The sequence below is a fragment of the Psychrobacter sp. TAE2020 genome, assembly GCF_018919485.1.
In the GTDB taxonomy this organism is placed as follows: Bacteria; Pseudomonadota; Gammaproteobacteria; order Pseudomonadales; family Moraxellaceae; genus Psychrobacter.
The window spans coordinates 1-19,657 of sequence record NZ_JAHLMU010000002.1 but is presented as its reverse complement, the minus strand read 5'-3'; the positions used below and the strand labels follow the sequence as shown (position 1 = coordinate 19,657).

At 39.9% G+C, this 19,657-nt stretch carries 17 protein-coding genes; 2 read left to right on the top strand and 15 right to left on the bottom strand.

All coding sequences use genetic code 11. The annotated features are described in order from the left end of the window. The first annotated feature begins 1,555 nt into the window (after positions 1-1,555). A complete protein-coding gene (locus tag KPY62_RS13285; protein WP_216583428.1) occupies positions 1,556-2,206 on the top strand; it encodes a hypothetical protein in 651 nt (216 codons plus the stop codon). A 123-nt stretch (positions 2,207-2,329) separates the two neighbouring features. Here KPY62_RS13285 and KPY62_RS13280 read toward each other — a convergent pair whose 3' ends face one another. The 5 genes from KPY62_RS13280 to epmB form a co-directional block, all read right to left on the bottom strand. Next, positions 2,330-3,325, bottom strand: a complete 996-nt coding sequence (locus tag KPY62_RS13280) for a D-cysteine desulfhydrase family protein (RefSeq protein WP_216583427.1) — start codon at positions 3,323-3,325, stop codon at positions 2,330-2,332. A 417-nt stretch (positions 3,326-3,742) separates the two neighbouring features. After that, positions 3,743-3,973 carry a hypothetical protein gene (locus KPY62_RS13275; RefSeq protein WP_216583426.1) on the bottom strand — a complete coding sequence of 77 codons (231 nt, stop codon included), beginning with the start codon at positions 3,971-3,973 and terminating at the stop codon, positions 3,743-3,745. Further along, entirely contained in the window at positions 3,942-4,511 is a 570-nt protein-coding gene (locus tag KPY62_RS13270) for a c-type cytochrome (RefSeq protein ID WP_216583425.1), read from the bottom strand. The genes KPY62_RS13275 and KPY62_RS13270 overlap by 32 nt, the downstream gene beginning before the upstream one ends. 242 nt (positions 4,512-4,753) lie before the next feature. Next, positions 4,754-6,838 (bottom strand): EAL domain-containing protein, encoded by a 2,085-nt coding sequence (locus KPY62_RS13265; RefSeq protein ID WP_216583424.1) that lies wholly within the window; start codon positions 6,836-6,838, stop codon positions 4,754-4,756. An 860-nt stretch (positions 6,839-7,698) separates the two neighbouring features. Continuing rightward, complete coding sequence (gene epmB, locus KPY62_RS13260) at positions 7,699-8,706, bottom strand: EF-P beta-lysylation protein EpmB (protein ID WP_216583423.1); 1,008 nt, start codon at positions 8,704-8,706, stop codon at positions 7,699-7,701. A 261-nt stretch (positions 8,707-8,967) separates the two neighbouring features. Between epmB and efp the strand changes: the two genes are divergently transcribed. Next, positions 8,968-9,540, top strand: a complete 573-nt coding sequence (gene efp, locus KPY62_RS13255) for an elongation factor P (protein WP_216583422.1) — start codon at positions 8,968-8,970, stop codon at positions 9,538-9,540. Positions 9,541-9,795: 255 nt separating this feature from the next. On the opposite strand, the gene KPY62_RS13250 is transcribed toward efp, so the two are convergent. From KPY62_RS13250 to KPY62_RS13210, 10 genes are all read right to left on the bottom strand, one after another. Beyond that, entirely contained in the window at positions 9,796-11,604 is a 1,809-nt protein-coding gene (locus KPY62_RS13250) for a GAF domain-containing hybrid sensor histidine kinase/response regulator (protein ID WP_228730785.1), read from the bottom strand. A 197-nt stretch (positions 11,605-11,801) separates the two neighbouring features. Next, complete coding sequence (locus tag KPY62_RS13245; RefSeq protein WP_216583420.1) at positions 11,802-12,623, bottom strand: ThiF family adenylyltransferase; 822 nt, start codon at positions 12,621-12,623, stop codon at positions 11,802-11,804. A gap of 69 nt (positions 12,624-12,692) precedes the next feature. Beyond that, complete coding sequence (locus KPY62_RS13240; protein WP_216583419.1) at positions 12,693-13,718, bottom strand: TatD family hydrolase; 1,026 nt, start codon at positions 13,716-13,718, stop codon at positions 12,693-12,695. A 204-nt stretch (positions 13,719-13,922) separates the two neighbouring features. Then, on the bottom strand, positions 13,923-14,903 hold the full coding sequence (locus KPY62_RS13235; RefSeq protein ID WP_216583418.1) for a hypothetical protein: 981 nt from the start codon (positions 14,901-14,903) through the stop codon (positions 13,923-13,925). Between the two features lie 95 nt (positions 14,904-14,998). Next, positions 14,999-15,187: a hypothetical protein gene (locus KPY62_RS13230; protein ID WP_216583417.1), complete on the bottom strand. Its 189-nt coding sequence runs from the start codon at positions 15,185-15,187 to the stop codon at positions 14,999-15,001. 52 nt (positions 15,188-15,239) lie between these two features. Continuing rightward, positions 15,240-15,728, bottom strand: a complete 489-nt coding sequence (locus KPY62_RS13930; RefSeq protein ID WP_267459621.1) for a type II secretion system protein GspD — start codon at positions 15,726-15,728, stop codon at positions 15,240-15,242. Then, on the bottom strand, positions 15,725-17,476 hold the full coding sequence (gene gspD / locus KPY62_RS13225; protein ID WP_267459620.1) for a type II secretion system secretin GspD: 1,752 nt from the start codon (positions 17,474-17,476) through the stop codon (positions 15,725-15,727). The genes KPY62_RS13930 and gspD overlap by 4 nt, the downstream gene beginning before the upstream one ends. A gap of 157 nt (positions 17,477-17,633) precedes the next feature. Beyond that, on the bottom strand, positions 17,634-18,422 hold the full coding sequence (locus tag KPY62_RS13220; protein WP_216583416.1) for a type II secretion system protein N: 789 nt from the start codon (positions 18,420-18,422) through the stop codon (positions 17,634-17,636). Beyond that, positions 18,413-18,649, bottom strand: a complete 237-nt coding sequence (locus KPY62_RS13215; RefSeq protein WP_216583415.1) for a hypothetical protein — start codon at positions 18,647-18,649, stop codon at positions 18,413-18,415. Before KPY62_RS13215 ends, KPY62_RS13220 begins: the two co-directional genes overlap by 10 nt. Before the next feature lie 439 nt (positions 18,650-19,088). After that, on the bottom strand, positions 19,089-19,412 hold the full coding sequence (locus tag KPY62_RS13210) for an H-NS family nucleoid-associated regulatory protein (protein ID WP_216583414.1): 324 nt from the start codon (positions 19,410-19,412) through the stop codon (positions 19,089-19,091). Between the last annotated feature and the right edge of the window lie 245 nt (positions 19,413-19,657).

Below are 19,657 nucleotides of genomic sequence, written 5' to 3'. Positions count from 1 at the left end.
CTGATAAAAGGCGCAACAATCAGATAAAAGGTAAAACATTAATCAACATTTGTTTTATAAAAGATCAATCAAATCCTCAGTGATACGAAATAATAAAAACAATAACTGTTCCTACTATGTTCTGAAGATCACAAGCGTTAGCTATAAAATGCTAAAGAGGGAGCATACAAATAACAGTGAGTAAAAACTATCAGGAGGTATGTAAGATTTGAAATTTAGAATAATAAATAAAGATTTTGTTATAGAGAAATCTCAAGCTTCGGTGAGCAGAGAAGAGTGCTATGCAGAGATAGAGAGTAGCGGATTTTTTTACTTAAGCCATAGCGGACAAGGTTTAAAAGCAAGGGTATCGATTAAATTTATTAACAGGCATCAAAAATTATGCTCCGATATCAATGGAAGCATTTTTATCTTATATTTAAATCTTCATAAGAATAGTCCAGATAATAAGCTAGTAGAAAAACTAGCGTCATTGACTCATCTTTACTATATAAATGATAAGCACTGGCGATGCTAACCTATACTTGCCCTAGTAATAGAGATTAGAAATCTTCTAACCTTACTAGCTACTAAAGTAGTGAAACTCAAGAGTTTTAAACTAAAAGATAAAAAGCTTTTAATACTAGAAATATTTTTAGTTAATTTATAATAAAAACAATTACTTAGGTTTTTTAAGCTACGTAACCCCCTATCTCTTTAAAGAAACTTTTCCAAGAAAATGAGGAAGTACTAAATAGCAAATAACTTATGGAAACCAGGTCTGTTCTTCAGAGTTATGACTATTCAGAAAGCACTAGCAACAACATAGAGCTTCCCAGGACAGATGTAGTAACATGAAAAATTTAAGCCCAGCTAAATAGGTAATAGTATTTGAAATTTATGAAATAAAGAAAAAAATAATCTACTTAGAGCTGTGACTATAGAAGCTAAAAAAGGTAATCAACAAAAAAACTATTAGATGAAACCTATTGATCATAATAAGGATAAAAGCACTGAGCTGAAAAATAAAGTACTGAATCAAAGCTTTGATCATAGACACATAAATTTCTTATCAATCCTTTACTTAATATAAAGTAAGTAGTACTCAGCAATGAGGTTTTGACACAAGGTGACCATCACATAAAGGCTGTTTTTGCACACGCAGGTACTAACTATATTTTAATTAGCTTTAAATGATTTAAAAAATATCTTCCTTATAACAAGGTGTAGCAGTTGGATATCAAGGTGTGAATAATCATGTTGATTGAGGAACTTTGGTCGAGCGACCTTGACAAGATAGAGGAGCTGGCTAGTCACAATCCAATTACGCCTAGCAGATTTGAAGTATAAAAATAGTCGTTAATAAAGTATACTGAAGTTTAGTATTTAAAAAAATACTAGGCTTTATAAGATAGCTTAGTTAAAAGCGCTAAAAATAATAGCTTGATAGCAAAGGCGGTCATAAACTTAGTATTCAGTAATAGAAATAAGTAAGGATCAAGATTTGATTAAACATCGATTAACGAGACCTTTATAAAATGAGACTTTTATAATAGGAAAGAGGTGAGTTTTTGCAATGATTAATTTTCGTGAAAAATGGCTACCTACTCTAATGCTTGCCATACTTCTACATGTAGGCATATTTTATATCTTATATATAAGCTTTAGTGGTAAGGATGATATTAGTCAAAATACAGCCAATAAAGATAATACCTCAAAGTCGTCTACGGCTATTGATTTGACTAGCGACTACCCTGCAATCCAAACTCAAACGGATACCTCTAACTCTGATAAGCCTAAGGTTGCACTCGATTTAAATAGTGAGCCAACTGAATCTGTAACGGCTGCCGAAAAAATCACGCCGATAACTATACAAAATAAACTCTCTGCGACCAAAGCAAAAAATGAGCTGGAGTTGAAGTCAGCTGAGACTGTGAAAAACACTACTGCTGCGAAGCCTAACAATAAAACGCAATCCTTAGAAACTAAGCAGCTTATACCAGTCGATGCTAACGTTGTGGTAGATGACGAGTATTTGTTGGCGCTGAAAAATGAGGCAGGTCTACTTGCTATGGATGTCCCCTCATCGAATGCTGTAATAAAAACTAATAAGCAGCATAGCGCCATGAAGTTGGAAGTAGATCAAACTAATGAACAACTTAGTGCTGCTATCAATGAAATTAAAAATCGCAATCAACAAAAAATAGATCAAAGGAAACAAGAATAACCTTATTTACAGGCTTAACCCTACCAATTCGTATAAGCGACTATCAATTCAGACCCATTGAGATAAAAGCAGCATTTGAGCACTATATTGGGGATTAATATCCATACATATAGGCCGTTGACGCTATTTAGAAATCTCTAGATCATTACTATAAGCAAACAACGCTGGAGCACCGCCAGTATGCCAAAACAATACCTTGTCGGTCTTTTTAAGCTTGCCTGTACGGATCATATCCAATAAGCCACTCATAGCTCTACCAGTATAAACTGGATCTAATAGTATGCCTTCCATCTGGGCAGTGATGCCGATGGCTTCATTTTCTACTGCTCCTACTACCCCATAGCCTTCGCCGACATAATCAGAGTTCAGTATTAAGTCAGAAGCTGAGAACTTGTAATCAGCATCTATCAGTTCGGCAGTACGGTTAGCGAGAGCTACGATATACTGGTCAAAAGGTACTTTGTCGGTTTCCCCTTTGTCGATATTTATACCCACTATTTGACAGGCTGAGTTAAATATTTTACTGCCCAGCATCAAGCCAGCTTGCGTTCCACCTGAACTTGAAGCAAAGATAATGTGAGTAAATGATAAATCTAGATTTTGACATTGTGCCTCTAACTCTCTAAAAGCTTCTACAAACCCTAAGGCACCTAGCTCGTTTGAACCGCCATAAGGAGCAACGTAGGGTTTTCGGCCTTGCTGTATTAATTGCTGCACAAGGTTAGGAATATCCTCCCCTTTGCGGTGGTTACCTGACCAATGGATATGACAGCCAAATATTTTATCTAGTAGCAGATTGCCTTGTGGGTGCTTAGGCTCTTCTCCACCTAATACTAGATGACACTCAAGCCCTAAGCTTGCCGCTGCCGCCGCAGTCTGACGACAGTGATTAGACTGCGCGGCCCCAGCAGTGATGATAGTGTCCGCACCTTGAGCAAGCGCCTCACCGAGGATAAACTCCAGCTTTCTAGTTTTATTGCCCCCTAGTGCCAGTCCCGTATTATCATCGCGCTTCATATAGATTTTAGGACCGTCCAAGCGAGCACTTAACTTACTCAGTTCGATCAAAGGTGTGGGAAAAAAACCTAAAGACTGGCGGGCAATATGTTCGTAGCTCATAAGTCATCCTAGTCGTTATAACAGTGAATAATGATAATTTTTAATAGGAATAGGTTTAAGATATTATTTTGAGTTAAGGGTTTCAAAATATATCCAAACATTAGCTGCAAAGTAGAGATATGACTAAGCACACATCAAACTTAGAGGATAGACCATTTTGATCGGTAGATGAGGTAATTGCAACTGATCGCGAATGCTAGTCATGATAAATAAACCAATGATTTTCTCATGCTGTAAGTTGGGTATTACTAGTTGGCGTTGAGCGATTTTATGACTCTTATCAGTATCAGCAGCTGTCCTAAAATCAGTATTAATAGCTTTGTTATGCTGCTGTTCGCCAGTTTGTACTACCGTTACCTCAAGCAGCTACAGTTGTAGGCCTGAGAGATGAGCAGAAGTCCTATAAAAGCTAATCAGTCAACCATCAATTAAAGACAAGCCTAATACTAATACTAATACTAAATAGTCGAGTAAAATAGGCCCACCGGCTAAGATACAGCTCAATATCAGCTTAGTAACTTGTGGCTTGTCAAAAACCCCTTGAGTCAGCGGATTCAATAGTTGCGCTACTTGCTGATGACTGGCGGTGTAGCCAAGAGTTGCTATTGAAAGTTTGCTATTGAAAATCTGCTGCTGGCTTGTTGACATTCCCTGCCGGTATCTCAATAGATTCATCACGCAACGGCCTAACTTGTTTATCGCTATCATTGACTTTTTGTGCAGCAGCATCAGCTATTGGAAAGCCATCAGCGTCAAGAGCTGGAACAGGTGCACTAAGGGTAGATAAATAGGCAATAATGTCAGCACGTTCGCTAGCATCCGGTACAGGATCAGCTAACATTTTTGAATCTGAGACGACTTTTTCAGCATCTGCAATATAAGGGTCAAGAGTTTTTGCATCCCATATCCAACCGGATGCTGCTAAGCCTTTACTGTACTCATAATCAGTCAATTGTGCAGCTGAGGCACCATAAATATTCATTAATTGTGGGCCTTTCTTATTAAGACCAGGGGTAAGTTGATGGCATTGACCACAAGCTTCTTCAAAAATAAGGGCCCCATTATCAGCATTACCTTCAGTATAAACGGGCAAGTTGAGTTGCGGACGATAATCAGGCGGTGTTTTTTCACAGCCACTGAGTAACATCATAGCGACAATAATAGGGCTTAATATCCTTACATCCATTGCGAGACTGCGTTTAATTATAGAGTTAATGGTGATTTCTACTTAATTATTTGACGATATGATTTAACAGTATAGTTCAATCATGCTATTGGATGGCAGTATTTAATAGTAGTGAGTTGATACAATATATTTAGGGTTATAGCTAACAGAATAGCTATAAACAATAGTATTTAAACCACCCTATTTAATCGCTTAGCTTGAGCTGATCTATAACTTACTAGCTATTGGCGGTAGCTGATATGCTACATCGCATTAATAGTGTTACTTGCCTCTTCTAGATAGTAGCCCTGCAGATAGCGTGCGCCTATACTCCAAGCTATCGACATCGTAGCGGCATCTTCGATATAAGGCATTAGTACATCGACATTGAAGTTATTAGCCTGGGTGATTAGCGACTTGACTGTCTGTAGATTATCACTATCATCGATACCATCTACATAGCTCTTTGCTAAGCGTACTAAATTGGGTTTTACTAGTTGAGAAATTTCGAGTGATTTAGCAGAGATACCAAAATGCTGAATAGCTACTTGACAGCTGACTTGATTCAAAGCAGCAAATTGGGTTTTTGCTATAGTCAAATGGTTAGCAACATCGCACTCATCGAACTGTATAGTTAATGATCCTGATGTCCCACCAACTGCTTTTATAAGTTGACTGGCAACCTTCATTAGATTTTTATCAACTAACGAGGCGCTGGTCAACGGTACTAAGATACTTGATTGAGGATGCGATTTACGCACTGCATTAAGCTGTTTACAGGCATTTATTAGCACCCAGCGGTCTATCTTCTCACGTAGATTGTGCTTTTTGGCTACCGTCATAAAGTCATCAGGCATTAAGATAGTGTTTTGCGCATCGGCCAATGGCAAACGTAGATATACTTCAAAGAAGTCGCTACAGTCGTCATTAATGTCATAAATAGGCTGAAACATTAACTCAAAACGATCCTGAGTTAGGGCCTTCATCAAGGTTTCAGCTAATGCACTATCATCACTATCAGCATGTTCCATCGGATTATAGAGATGATAAGCATTACCTTGATTGACAGACTCAATCCTAATATGATTAATGACTTCGAGTGCGCGCTCAAGGAGCAGTTGCGGTTTAGGAGCGTTTTTTTCAATAGCCATGACAGCAATGCTAGCAGTAGTATTAGTAGTACGTTGGCCTATTTCAATCAGCATCTCACTGATATGCAGACGGATACGTTCCGCCAAGTCCTGTAATTCTTGAGTAGTGACCTTCTCTACTAATATAGCAAATGAAGTATCATTGAAACGACTGATATAACTGTCTGTTACTAGCTCATTTAGCCTGTCTGCTACTTTTTGGATAGTGATATCTATCCCTTGTAGCCCTAAACTTAAGCTTATTTTGCCAATATTATCGAGTCCAATAAAAAACAATCCTGCGTTCATCTTGCCTGCTAATACTTGTTTATATAAGATGTCAAAATGCTCTTCAAAAGCCAGACGATTGCTAAGACCCGTTAAACTATCATGACGCTGTGCTTCTACTAAACGTTTAGTAATTTCAGCACTACTACTGTTATTTTGTTGAATGATAATTTGAGTCATTGGCTCAGCATCTAAACTGGCCATTGCCAGCTGCAATTGGGCCTCAAAATGGCTACCATCAGCATGTCGACTTTTAAATCTAAACTCAACTTGCTCGCGATTATCTCTGTCAAACTGGCGTAAAAACTGTTTAAACGCTTGTACATTATTACCATTAGCGATCAGATCAATAACCGGAATACCAATTATCTCTGCAACTGACTCAAAACCGAATAATTGCAAATAAGCATCATTGGCAAAGATATGAACGCCTTGATCGATATAAGCCACTGCACTTTTAGAGTTTTTAATCAAAATGTTAGCGCGCTGTTCTGCTTGCGCAAGTAAATTATTGAGTTTGTTGAGCTGTCGACGAGTCATCAAATGATCATGTTGCAGCCGAATGGCGATAATAATTGCGGACTCTTTATCTGCTACTAGCGCTTTGATCATAGTGCTATCGAGCACCGCTGGCAGCCCTTCTTCATTACGACTGGTATTGGCTATGTCATCACTCATTAGACAAAGTAGCGGTAAATCAATATTCTTCTTTTGCACAATATCGACTACATCCGTGAATACTAAATCGTAAGCTTTGCCAAATATCAGCACATCCCACTGTTGGCGCAATGATTTTAGTAGCTTTTGTCTATCATCTAAAAGTCCTAAGTTGATGTCAGTATAATAGGCAGACAATAGCTTAACTAAGCGCTCAGCATACAATTGGTCGTCGTCTATCACTAGCAAATTTAAAGTAGTATCCTTTTGCATCATAAGCCTTTTGATTATTGTAGTAAGCTATAAACAGCAATCAATTGTGTCAACGGCATCAACTTTATTATTTGCTATCATCAAACATTATTGTTAGTGATTTTTGTTAAGTCATTGAGCGCTACGTTTAGCACTTTTAACATTCAAAAATATGATGATAGATCGGTACTATTTAAAATATCTGCAGTATATAAAGTGTCTACTGAAATAGTCATTATTTAGATATCAGTTAGATATCAGTTAAATGTTGTTTACTGGCTGGGTATTATGGCGAGACAGCTGTGCAGCATAGATATAATGCTTATGCGAGGAGGTAACTAAGTGCTCTAACCCCTTGACGACTATCCTAAGAAGTTATCGGCGTAACTAATGGTCTAAGTTAGTTATAGCAAGCTCAATCAAGGCTTTTTCTAATTGCTTGACTGGCTCAGCTTCAGTCTAGGTCGGTCTGGGTCGATAAATTCGCTAACCATTTTAGCAGTTGCTGCTGTTTCTAATTTGAGTCTTGATCAACCGTTATAGGTTGAGGTAATTGAATAGTTAGATATTGTTAAAATTTGGATAAGGTTATCACAAAGGCTGCTAAATACAGACGATAGAGCTCATCTCACTAGGCCACTAGATCGATATCGATAATAGGATTAATAATAAGCTGCTTTATTGCTATCAAACTTAGCTAAATAAGCCAGCAAAAGTAGTAAGTAATGACTGTGAAAATGCTGTATGTCACAGTCATTTAGCCCCTAATACAAATCTTATAACCCTATTATTTTAGCCTACAATATCTTATATTTAACACTATAACAGTAGAAATAACAGCACTTGCAACAGTAGATACCTTGCTAATTATAGTGTGATATTTAGCGATGTTTGTAAATGTCAACTGGCACCTTAAAAGGTCTATTGGTCAGTTCTCTTACTAATTTGGGCACTAGATAGCCAGGTAACACCGTTAATAAAGACCAGTACAGCTCTACAGCCACTTGCTCGTCATGATCAAAATGGGCGGCGCCACTTACCTTATCCAATACATGTAAGTAGTATGGCAACACTCCTGCGTCAAATAAGCGCTGACTAAGAGCTACTTGCGTAGCTGTGCTGTCATTGATACCCTTGAGTAATACCGCTTGATTAAGCATCGTAATACCAGCTCTACGTGCTCGCTGTAGAGCGTCGGCGGTTAGCGTATCAATCTCATTAGCATGATTACAATGAATCACCATGACGATAGTGCAGCGGCTCTGCGACAACCTATCTAACAGATCGTTATCCAAACGTGCAGGAATGACTATCGGCAAACGAGTATGTAACCGAATAGTAGTCAGCTGATCTATGCCCTCTAAGATATCTAGCCAAGCAAATAGGCGCCGATTAGAAACACTTAGTGGATCACCACCACTTAAGATAACCTCGTTAATCTGCGGATTAGCAGTAATATAGGCTATGATATCAGCTTGTGCATCAGCCGTTGGCATATTGGCGCTGTAGTCAAAATGCTGTCGAAAACAGTAACGACAGTGAATAGCGCAAGCACCAGTAATAGTTAGTAGCACTCGCGACTGATATTTATGTAGCAAGCCTTTAGTGGGATTTTGGCTATTTTCTCCTAGAGGGTCAGCGACGTATCCAGGCACTACTTCTTGCTCTTGCTTATCGGGCAATACTTGCTTTAGCAGCGGATCATTAGCATCGCCAACCACCATTTTTGCTACAAAAGCACGGGGTACGCGCAGCTCAAAATAGTTAGGAATATAGACTTGTGATCGCAATGATTGTAGCTGCAAAATACTTAACAACTCATCCACTGAGGTAATAGCATCGGATAATTGCGTTTGCCAGTTTTTTTGTGTGATTAAATGGTTTATCATGACAGCCTAATACATGCTCTAAAATCGACATTATACGCTGTTCATCAGCGCTCTATCAAAACATACCCGGCAAATGAAGCGGATCACCAGTATTTAATACTAATTGAAATACTATTAATTTCCTTTTAGTCTTTGATTATTGGCGCTTATCATTAGGGCGTGTTGAACATTCGACCGTAGCACTGGCAACGAGTGTTCAACACGCCGTAACGGTTATGGCTATTAACAACTATACTTATTAACAACCGTTAGGAGTCTCTTGTGGCAAGTTTTTCTACCAATGAGTTTAAAGCAGGTCTAAAAGTAATGCTCGATGGCAACCCTTGTGCCATTATGGAAAATGAGTTTGTCAAACCTGGTAAAGGCCAAGCATTTAACCGTGTCAAACTACGTAATTTGCGTAGTGGCAAAGTTCTAGAACAAACTTTTAAATCAGGTGATAGCTTAGAGGCCGCTGATGTCGTAGATACTGAGATGAACTATCTATACAACGATGGTGAATTTTGGCATTTCATGCATCCAGAGAGCTTTGAGCAGCTACAAGCAGATAAAAATGCAATGGGTGACTCAGTACAATGGCTAAGAGAAGACGGTAATGACTTATGTGTTATTACTTTATTTAATGGCGTGCCACTGTCTATAACTCCACCAAACTTCGTCGAGCTAAAAATCACCGAAACTGATCCTGGTGTTCGCGGTGATACTTCAGGTGGTGGTGGCAAACCGGCAATATTAGAAACTGGTGCGGTAGTACGAGTACCTTTATTTGTGCAACAAGGTGAAGTAGTACGTGTCGATACTCGTACTAGTGATTATCAGACTCGCGTCAGCTGATTTGCTTGATAATAGTGCTTCTAGCTCTGTTGTTACTATTATCACTATAATAGATAAAACCTATAACCATAAAAAAAGGCTCAACAATATTATTTATTGTTGAGCCTTTTTTATGCAAATTAAAGTAGCTTAATCGACTGTCTACCCTACTAGCTATAATAGTACTAGCTATCGCTGTTAAGTGTTAAACGCTGAGATGTCAGCTACTGCTAAGCAAACCTGCCAGCGCTAGTATTACCACTCAGCTTAACTGGTTTATTTTTTGGCAATTTTGCCATGCATAAGCCAATACTGTACTAAATCATTGAGCTGATCTTTTTTAAAGGGCTTAGTAAAATAATCCTGCATACCTGCTTGTATATATTTTTCGCGCTCACCATCCATCGCATTGGCAGTAAGGGCAACAATAGGCGGCAATGCGCTAGCATCATACAACTCATGCAGTATAACAGTAGCTTGTAACCCATCCATTATAGGCATGTGATGATCCATTAAGATCACTTCATAAAGCTCAGGACATTCAGAAAATTTTTCTATAGCCTTTTGACCATCAGTGACATGAGTGACCGTATGACCATTATCTACTAGAGCTTTTTTGGCAATGATTGCATTGACATTGTCATCCTCAACTAACAGTATGTGTCCGACTAGCTCAGGCACTGACTTAAACGCCGCACCTTTAGTTTTTTGCCATGCTAGATACTCTTGTTGCTCAAGTGTCGGTAGTGGCAGCAACACTCGAAAAGTAGTCCCTACCCCGACCTCACTGCTGACCCAGATATGACCACCCATTAAATTCACTAAAGACTTACAGATAGATAGTCCTAAACCGGTGCCACCATAGAGACGATGTGTCGACTTATCTGCCTGATTATAGGCATCAAATATCGCATCTAATGATTCCGGCTTGATCCCTACTCCAGTGTCCGTGACATCGATACATAACGTCATCTCCTCAGAGTCAGACATGGGATTGCTACTACTATTGTCAGTATCACTTTTAGTGACTGCAGGATTAGTAATTGAACTATTACTGACTAAATTATTAGCAACATCTTCGATAGTATCCGGCTGGTAGTAAGGCACAGGAGCATGAGTCACGTTAATACTCACTCGCCCACCTTCACGAGTGAACTTGATGGCATTATTGACTAGGTTAGTCAAAATCTGTTTTAGACGTACTGGATCGCCTTTTATATACGGCGACAGCTGTTCAGTATAATGATAATCCAAAGTTAAACGCCGCTGACGGGCTTTGACGGCGAATAGATTGATAACATCCTGACAGACTGTTGATAAATTCATTGGTACAGCTTCAATAGTCATCTTGCCCGATTCGACTTTTGATAAATCTAAAATACCATTAATCACCGCTAATAGATGCTCAGTAGAGATGTCAATATTGTCAACATAGTCTTGTTGTTCACTACTGAGTACAGTATCGTTGAGCATCTCAACCATCCCGATGATACCATTCATTGGCGTACGAATTTCATGGCTCATATTGGCCAAGAACTCTGATTTCATTCTATTAGCACGCTTAGCTTGGTGTTGCTTTTGTTGCAACTGTAAGGCATCGGAAGCCATCTCTGCAAACTGCGCTAGCTGCTTTTCTTCTTTCGCAGTAAAATTATAGTGTGGCACAGTATCAATAAGACATAGCGATCCCAAACGATAGCTAGTATTGTCTTCATACAAGATGATTGGAGCCCCTGCATAAAAACGTAAAAATGGTGATCCTGTAACTATCGGGTTGTCAGAAAAACGTTCATCATCGGCTAAATCGGCGACTACAAACACATCATTGGACAACACCGTATAGTTGCAAATCGCGACCTCACGAGTGGTAGTACAAATACTACCTAAACCGTGAACTGCCCTTAAGTATTGAGTTTCCTCATCCATAAAAGTAATAGTCACTATCGGAAAGTCAAAAAATAACTTTACCAATTCCGTCAGACGAGTAAAAGCGGGCTCATTATCATTATTGAGCACTTGGTATTGACGCAGCTTTGCTATGCGATGCTTTTCATCCACTGCTATTGGGTAATTTAGAGTAGCCAAAAATGTCTCCGTCAATCCATGTAAAACAGGGGGTTTAATAGTCTGACTGTTTTGCTAATACATTTTGAGCAAATACCAATTTAAAATAAACTGGTTTTAAAATGAAGTTCCTCATTACTATAAAGCATGAAAGGGTTAGTTGTTTATGTTCTGTTAACTGTAGGGGTTTTTATTACCCTAAAGTGATTAAACGCAAATTAGTTGGCGACTGGTTTCGCCAAAATCTTTAACGCCTCACTAACCATTATCATCGCTACGACTGAAGTTATAGTGACAGCAGAGCCGTAACCTCCGCAGTGCAAACCACCGGCTTGCTCCCCTTTATCTACTCTTGGTGGCTCTGTCGAATAAACACACTTAATACCGAACTTTTCTTTTAGACTAGAGTTAATGCCTTTTTCAAAGCGTAGCTTATAGCGCAACCGAGCTAGCAAAGGGTCTTGATAACTGTCTTTTAGATCACTAACCGTGATTTTAGTAGGGTCCGTTTTGCCACCAGCCCCACCAGCACAGACTAGCTTTAGCTTATTAAAGCGACAGTGGAGAGCAATGGCCAGCTTGGCACTCATATCATCGACACAGTCTAATATGATAATAGGTCGTTGCTCTATAGTAGCCTGTTTTGCTGCATCACGACTAGGTAATAAAGTAGCCACGTTATCAACAGTCAAAAAGTCATCTACCAAATGAAGCTGTACTCGCGGATTAATCTCTTCTATTCGAGTGCCCATAGCTGCGATTTTACTTTGTCCAAAAGTGCTGTCTAACGCTGGCAGTTGTCTATTAACATTAGAGGCGACCAATACGTCCATATCGATGAGGGTAATATTGCCTACTGCAGTACGAGCTAAAGCTTCAGCTGCCCAAGAACCAACACCACCGATACCTATCACATAAACATGCGCTGCGGCAAAGATATTAAAGGCGCTGTCACCATATAAGGTTTGTGTGCCTTTAAAACGGCGCTGATACTGCTGCACGTCCTCAGTAGCAATTTTTTGGGGCTGGTTTTGACTCATAGTAGGTTAGCAGCTCTTGTTATAAGTAAAAGTTGTTTGATGGTTTAGTTGTTTGGTTAGTAATAATTACTAAACCCAATCTGTTTGCAGAGCATCACAACTGTTCTGCCATAATTGTTGGGCTAGTACTTGCGGCTCAACGGCTAATAATTCGCTAAGGGCATTCAACACCCAAGGCAAGTTGGCAGGGACATTACGATTATGAGACTCTGCTCTTTGCCATTCCTTATCTACCCTTTGAGCTTGCGGAGAAGAGCTGACTGCTAAAGACCCTATATTGCCAGCTTTAGTTTGACAGCCTATCGGTGTCATGTCTGGACAGTCGGTTTCTAGGACTAAGCATTCAATACCAAACTCAGCAACAGCGGCTTGGATAGCACGTCTTAGCTTTTTAGCATTTGGATTAGTAACTTGTCCTGTGACCCCAAGCTTAAAACCCAGTTTAACAAAAGCTTTAGCTTCTTGCTCACCGCCACTGAAGCTATGCGCAATGCCGCCAAGATTTTTGGCGTTATAGCTGTGCGCTTTTAGCAAGGATAAGGCCTCAGCATGCGCCTTACGAATATGTAACATCACCGGCAACTGATGCGTAACTGCCATATCAAGTTGAGCATTAAAAAACTGCTGCTGCTTGGCAAAATTCTCCGGTGCTTTCATTGCGTCAGTAAAAGTATCCAAACCTATCTCACCAATCGCCAATGGTCGTTGCTTATCGAGCATATCGGCCATCTTGGCAAGATGAGTTTCAGTATGCTGCTCAATATAAAAGGGATGTAAACCTAGAGCAATATGCGCTTGTGGATATAATACTATAGGATCAGAGGCGGCACTAATATTTGTCGATGATGTCAGCTGATAGTGATTAGCGCTTGGTTTATTTAAGTAGTCTTGAGTGGTGTACAGTCTATCAAAGTGTTGATATAAATAACCGACTAGCACTAAATGCCGTACGCCAAATTGATAAGCGCGCTCGGCTTGCACATTTCTATCGTTATCGAATACTGGAGCATCAAAATGGGTGTGCGTATCAATCAGTCTGTATAGCTCTGAGCTGGGGAGCTCATTATCCATAAGTGAGGTTTTTATAACCGCCATCGATAGCCTCCGGCTTTAATTAAAAACTGTTTATTAGGGCGTGTTGGACATTCACAAGTAGACTATGCTGCTAAATAAGTGCTGCTGTTAAACGACTATTGGATTATAGCTCTAGTAGCGTTGCCCTTCTAGCTCGTTGCTATTGACTATAACTAAAGCTGTTTGTGAAGCGTTTTTAGTGGTTAGGCTTTTGAAACGTGCTTTTTAACTGTGCTTTTGCACTATATAAGCAGGCTTGATCAAAGCCGTTAATTGGCTATAAGGCACTAGCAAGTCTGCTGCCTCAGTATCTACCTCTAGCAGCTCTGTTGATTGATAAACTAAGTGTAAGCCCTGCTCATCCAAATACCATTGCGGTGACAATGGCAACGACCAATCATCAACAGAATCCTTTGCTACCCCTTGTGAGATCAGCCAGTCTTCTTTGGCGCCTTGAAAGGCTAATAGCAAGCTATCAGTGCTGACTGTCGGTAATAAAATATCTTCAATAGTGAGCTGTAGCTTTTTTTGTATATCTAACATGACATAGTCGAGATGGTGCGGACTACTGCCACGCTTCACAGTTGAGCGCACTAATAGATAGCCCGTCGCCATAGGTTCAGATTTAGAACTAGCTTCGATAGCAGCATCAGCATTGCTTGTCCCAACGGGATTCAATACTAATTCGGTATCGATACGCTGGTATAACGACGAAGTATTAACGGCTTGTTCACTGTATTCTATTTGTTTAAGCAACATTAAGATTGTATTCTTAGCGGCTTGGTCTTGACTAGCTAAAGGCGTATTTGGTGCTAGTATTTGGGCTATGGTTTTCCACATAATACTGCTTAACCACGGCTGCTCTGGTACAAAATCCAACACATTCAGCTCAAAATACTGACAAGGTTTTTTGTTAGGATCACAGTTGCGCTGATGGGCAATAGCTTGTTGCTTATTGACTTGTATAGCAACCGTTTTATTAGTTTCGCCACTGATATGGTCTTTGCTAAGGTCAGGCTTTATTAGCACTCTCTGATCATCGGAGGCGACGACAATCTCATCGGCAGCCTTAGTATCGGCCTGTTGTTCAAACATAGATTTTGGCTGCTGATCACAGCCTATCAAGCTAATGATGCTGAACAGTAATACTACCGATAGCCATAACAATGTTATATTTTTTGACTGGTTGCGCTTGGCATTTATCATATCAGCTACCATAAGCGGTTATAGTGAAAGCTCATTTAATGACCTTAAGCTTATAAAGCTACTCTAGTTAATATCTTACTTTTAACTCAATGTTATTAGTTTCGAGAGTCATTATTGTGGTTATCTACACTAGGCCGCTGCGCAGGTTGATAACTACTTCGTCTTGGAATCAATAATAAGGCTACTCCAACCGCTGTTAAGGCTAGCCACTTTTTTTTGCTCGGCTTATTATTACTATTTTTACTGCTGCTTTCACTGCTGTGTTTGTCGCTGTTATTACTCATAACCTTATCACTATTTTATTAGGGCGTATTGAACATTTTAACTTATAAAAGTTTAAGGATTTAAAGGAAAAGTGGTAATGCCAGAATTGGCACTATCTACTCTAGTAAAGCCTTGGCTAGTAGCCGTAGGCTTGGGGCTTTGATCGCGTTTAGGTATCAGCGGATTAAGATTCATCAGCTCATAATCCTGACTGATATTCCCATCCCAGCCTACAGTGCCACTCAGCGGTAATTGTTTAATAGTACCGTTTTTATCTATTACTAACTGTAAAACCCGCATTTGGTTAAATTTGTGCTCAGTAACGCTCGCCACTGCCCCACTATCACGTAAGATGGTTGGCTGTAAGAATATAATTAGATTACTCTTTTGCTTATTATCACTATCAGAGCGAAACAGGCGACCAACCAGCGGTATATTCCCTAATCCTGGAACCTTTTGCTGGTTACTAGTGCTGTTATCACGCATCAAGCCGCCTAGTGCAATAGTCTGTTGGTCATCAGCCAAAATAGTAGTATTGATCAAGCTTTTATTAGTAATCAAACCGCTCGAGAGAAGACTTCTTGTGACACTTCTAAACGCACCGTCCCATTATCACCGATATGAGGAATGACGTTGAGATTGATACCGATATCTTGGCGCTCAATAGTCTGAAATGGATTGGTTGATGAGTTACCGCTGGTGGTAAAAGAGCCAGTGACGAATGGCACGTTTTGTCCTACTAGGATACTAGCCTTTTCGTTATCCAAGGTCAAGATTGAGGGCATGGACAATAGGTTGGCACTAGTTGATAAATCTAACGCTTGCAAGATAGCCCCATAAAACTCGGTGTTACCTTTGCTATCTTTTCGACTGCTACCAACACCAAGTAGCGCGCCAGCAATAGAGCCAGCAGCGGCACTGATACCGGTGCCTTTAGACAAAGCAGCTGCTGCGAGTGAAGCGGCACTAGCCCCAACGTTGTTAAAGTTCACCACGCCATAACCACTACTAGCATTACCTAGCGCCCATTGAACGCCAAGTTGAGTGGCATCATCGCCTGAAACTTCAACGATAGCAGCTTGAATCAATAATTGGGCACGGCGATTATCGAGCTGATTGACAGCATCTTCGATCTCAAACATCAGCTCAGGAGCGGCATTAACAATAACTGCGTTTTGGGTTTCATCAGCGATAATACTAAAGGGTCGACCCCCTATACCTACTGCTGAACCACCGGTAGAAGCCGATAAATTGCCACTGTTACTACTGCTAATATTATTGATACTATTGCCACTGGGCACTGCTGCAGCTGTATTAAGGGTGGCGCCAGTAGCACTAGTATCAGTCAGGGATGCTGACTCCAAAGTTGAAGTCGCCCCTGCACTATTAATCGACTGATTGGCAAGTAAGCCACGTAGCATCTGCGCTATATGATTGGCACTAGCGTATTTGAGTCGAAATACGCGCAAACCACTCAAGCGTCGCGTAGGCGTAGTGTCTAACTGATTGACCATCTCCTGCACTTTGGCAATCATCTCAGGGCTACCTTTTACTAGCAGCCTGTCGCTTGAAGCATCAGCGATAACTTTTAGCTGGTCACTGCCTTGTGGTTGCCCACCACCTGCACTAGTCACTAGCGCACTGATGAGATCCATCATCCGCTCAGCATCGACATGGCGTAGAGGAATAACCCGCAGACTGTCATTGACCTTGCTATCTAAATCGCGGATTAGTGCTGTTAATTGATTAAGACTGTCAGCACGATCTGATAGCACTAGCGCATTAACGCTTGGCACAGCAGCGGCGTGTGCTGATTGCGGCATCAAAGGTCTGATTACCCCTAGCACTTCGGCGGCTTGAGTATTAGTCAAGTAAATCACTCGCGTTGCTAAGGCTTCACCGACAGTATTACCTCGCAGATCAACAGCAATACCAGTTTGCTTAGCCACACTATCGGGTACTAGCTTAATAGTAGTGCCCGAATTAATCGCCGCAATTCCATTCACTTGCATCACACTTAAGAACAGCTGATAAATCTCATCACGAGACAGCGCACGATTAGAGATAACCGTCACATTACCGTTGATACGCGGATCCAGCACAAAATTCTGATTAGTGATAGTAGCTACTTCATTAATAAAAGCTTTGATGTCTGCATCTTGCAAGTTAACCTTCCAGCTCTCAGCGCTAGCAAGTCCGCACATAGCTGCCCATAGTGGTAATGCCAAACATAATGGACGACCTATATATAAACAACGCTGTACAGCATTGCGTAAAGAGGTTACCACAAACTTATGTAAACTTACCATGGTGATAATTACCCATTGTGACGTTACTTATTAAGTGCCAAAGAATATAAGCTAAAACGCTATCAAAATATGATTCACTACAGATACTTCTATACGCTTCTAGAGTGACATATTTCTACTAACTATAAATAAAGGTGACGATTTTAAGCCAACCCATTTAGAAAGGTTGTCGAATAGTGATCACTTGTTCACCACGTTTCACCTCAATTTGCGCTTCACCAGATTTTTGTGCTTGTTGCAATATGTTGGCATCTTGACTAGGATTATTACCGACCTTTTGACCATTTACCGACATCAATCGATCTCCAGGCTCTAGCCCCAAGCGATTACGTAGGGCTGAAGGCGTAGCTGTCGTCATTTGGTAGCCTTCACTAGAGGCCATTAGCCCCACACTACTTAAATAGTTGGCAGGATTTTGTTGCAGCCCACTTACGGCTCCATCGATAGCTGAAGTTGGATTACTACTATTAGCATTGTTGTGAGTATTATTAGCCGCGTTATTAGCATTGCTATTAGCGTTAGCTATATCTGTAGGTTGTGGCCATGTAGAATTTATAGAATCGTTATTGAATGTATTAGATGAACGCCTATTTCTTATAGCATTAGCGGCTAAATCTCTCTGATCTAATGGCATTGCATCAACTATGTTAATAACGGACTGTTTACCAGCTCCATCTGCAATAACCACCGCATTCCAATCGACTACCACTAAAGTATAACCACTGTCTTGCAAGCTCTCACCGATACGATAGTTTTTCACTTTACCATTAACCTCCAGTAGCGCTGAAGACAAACGCTCAGGTATCGCTAATAGCACGCCTTTTAGCATTACATTTGGTGGTGGCTGTGCCGCCACTACCGCTGAATTAGGCTCAGCAAATATAGCAAACAAGCTACTATTATCAGCTACAGAGCTAGGAGTATTCTGCAATGGTGCTATGTCCATTGCACAGCCCCAGTCAGGGCTACTTCTGATGCTGGCGATTGCCAAATAGCTGAGCCTTGCCATAATTTACCAGACACATGTTGTATATAAGGCGACTCTGGCGCGTACTTTTCTACTACCCATGCTGCTGGCATCTGTAATGTAGCAGACAACGCAAATACTAGCAGTCCGATTAACCACCATACTCTACGGGGATGCTTATTAGATGGAATAGAGGCTTGTGGCACAGATAAGGTACTCTTTTATTATTTCAAAACCACATTATCATAACAAACAATTGCCTAAAAATGACAGCTAAAAAGCCAGTATCTTTTACTGCGATTAGTCACAATAAAAGATACTGGCTTTATGGAATGCTTGAGATTTTAGCGCTTACTGATTTTTCATTTAGTAAGACTGTAGCTACTTAAACAGTATTCGCTTAGTTAACAGGTAATGATTAAGTATTTAAACTCAGTATTTGTAATCAATATTTATAACTATTGAGAACTAGTAATCACTGCTCACCAATCACTATTAATGAGTAGTGGTTATTGAGTAGTTGATTAGAATAATGATGCTAACGCTAGTTAACAGCTATAAGTGAAGTGGATCTACATTAATAACCACAGATCTTACTGATACTGTTTATTACTAGCACTCTACAAACCCATTAACGAGCAAAATTTATACAGTAAAACTTTCTAGGTTTTTACCTGCTGCTAGCGCTTCGATCAACCAAGTTGGCTTACGACCACGGCCTGTCCAAGTGTCATTGTTATTTTCAGTATTGCGGTATTTAATGCTACGTTTTTTCTCTAGGCTTTCACCAGCCTTCAAAATCTCTTCTATGCTACAGCCGTTGTCTTTGGCTATTTTTTCAAATTGAACATAAGCATCATGCAAACGTTGATGTTGTTTTTGAGTGATAAGTTGCTGCGCGCTTTCAGTGATAGCGCGTAGCTCAGCTACGTTTAAACTTTCTAAATTAATAGTAGTGTTATTAGTCATAATTGTCTCGGTTATAGAATAATGGCTGTTAGCTGGATGGTAATTAATTGGCAATAAATAATAAGCAATAAACTATATATATCAAAAAACGAATAAATAAAATGATAAATAGCTAAAAGTATTTATCAAATTAACTCATTAAAGATAAATCAATTAAGCCTATGTAATATAAACAAAAAATTAATCTATAACAACTGCTAATTACTATATTTTTATCTATCATTGGTATTTGTAAAATATCTAAT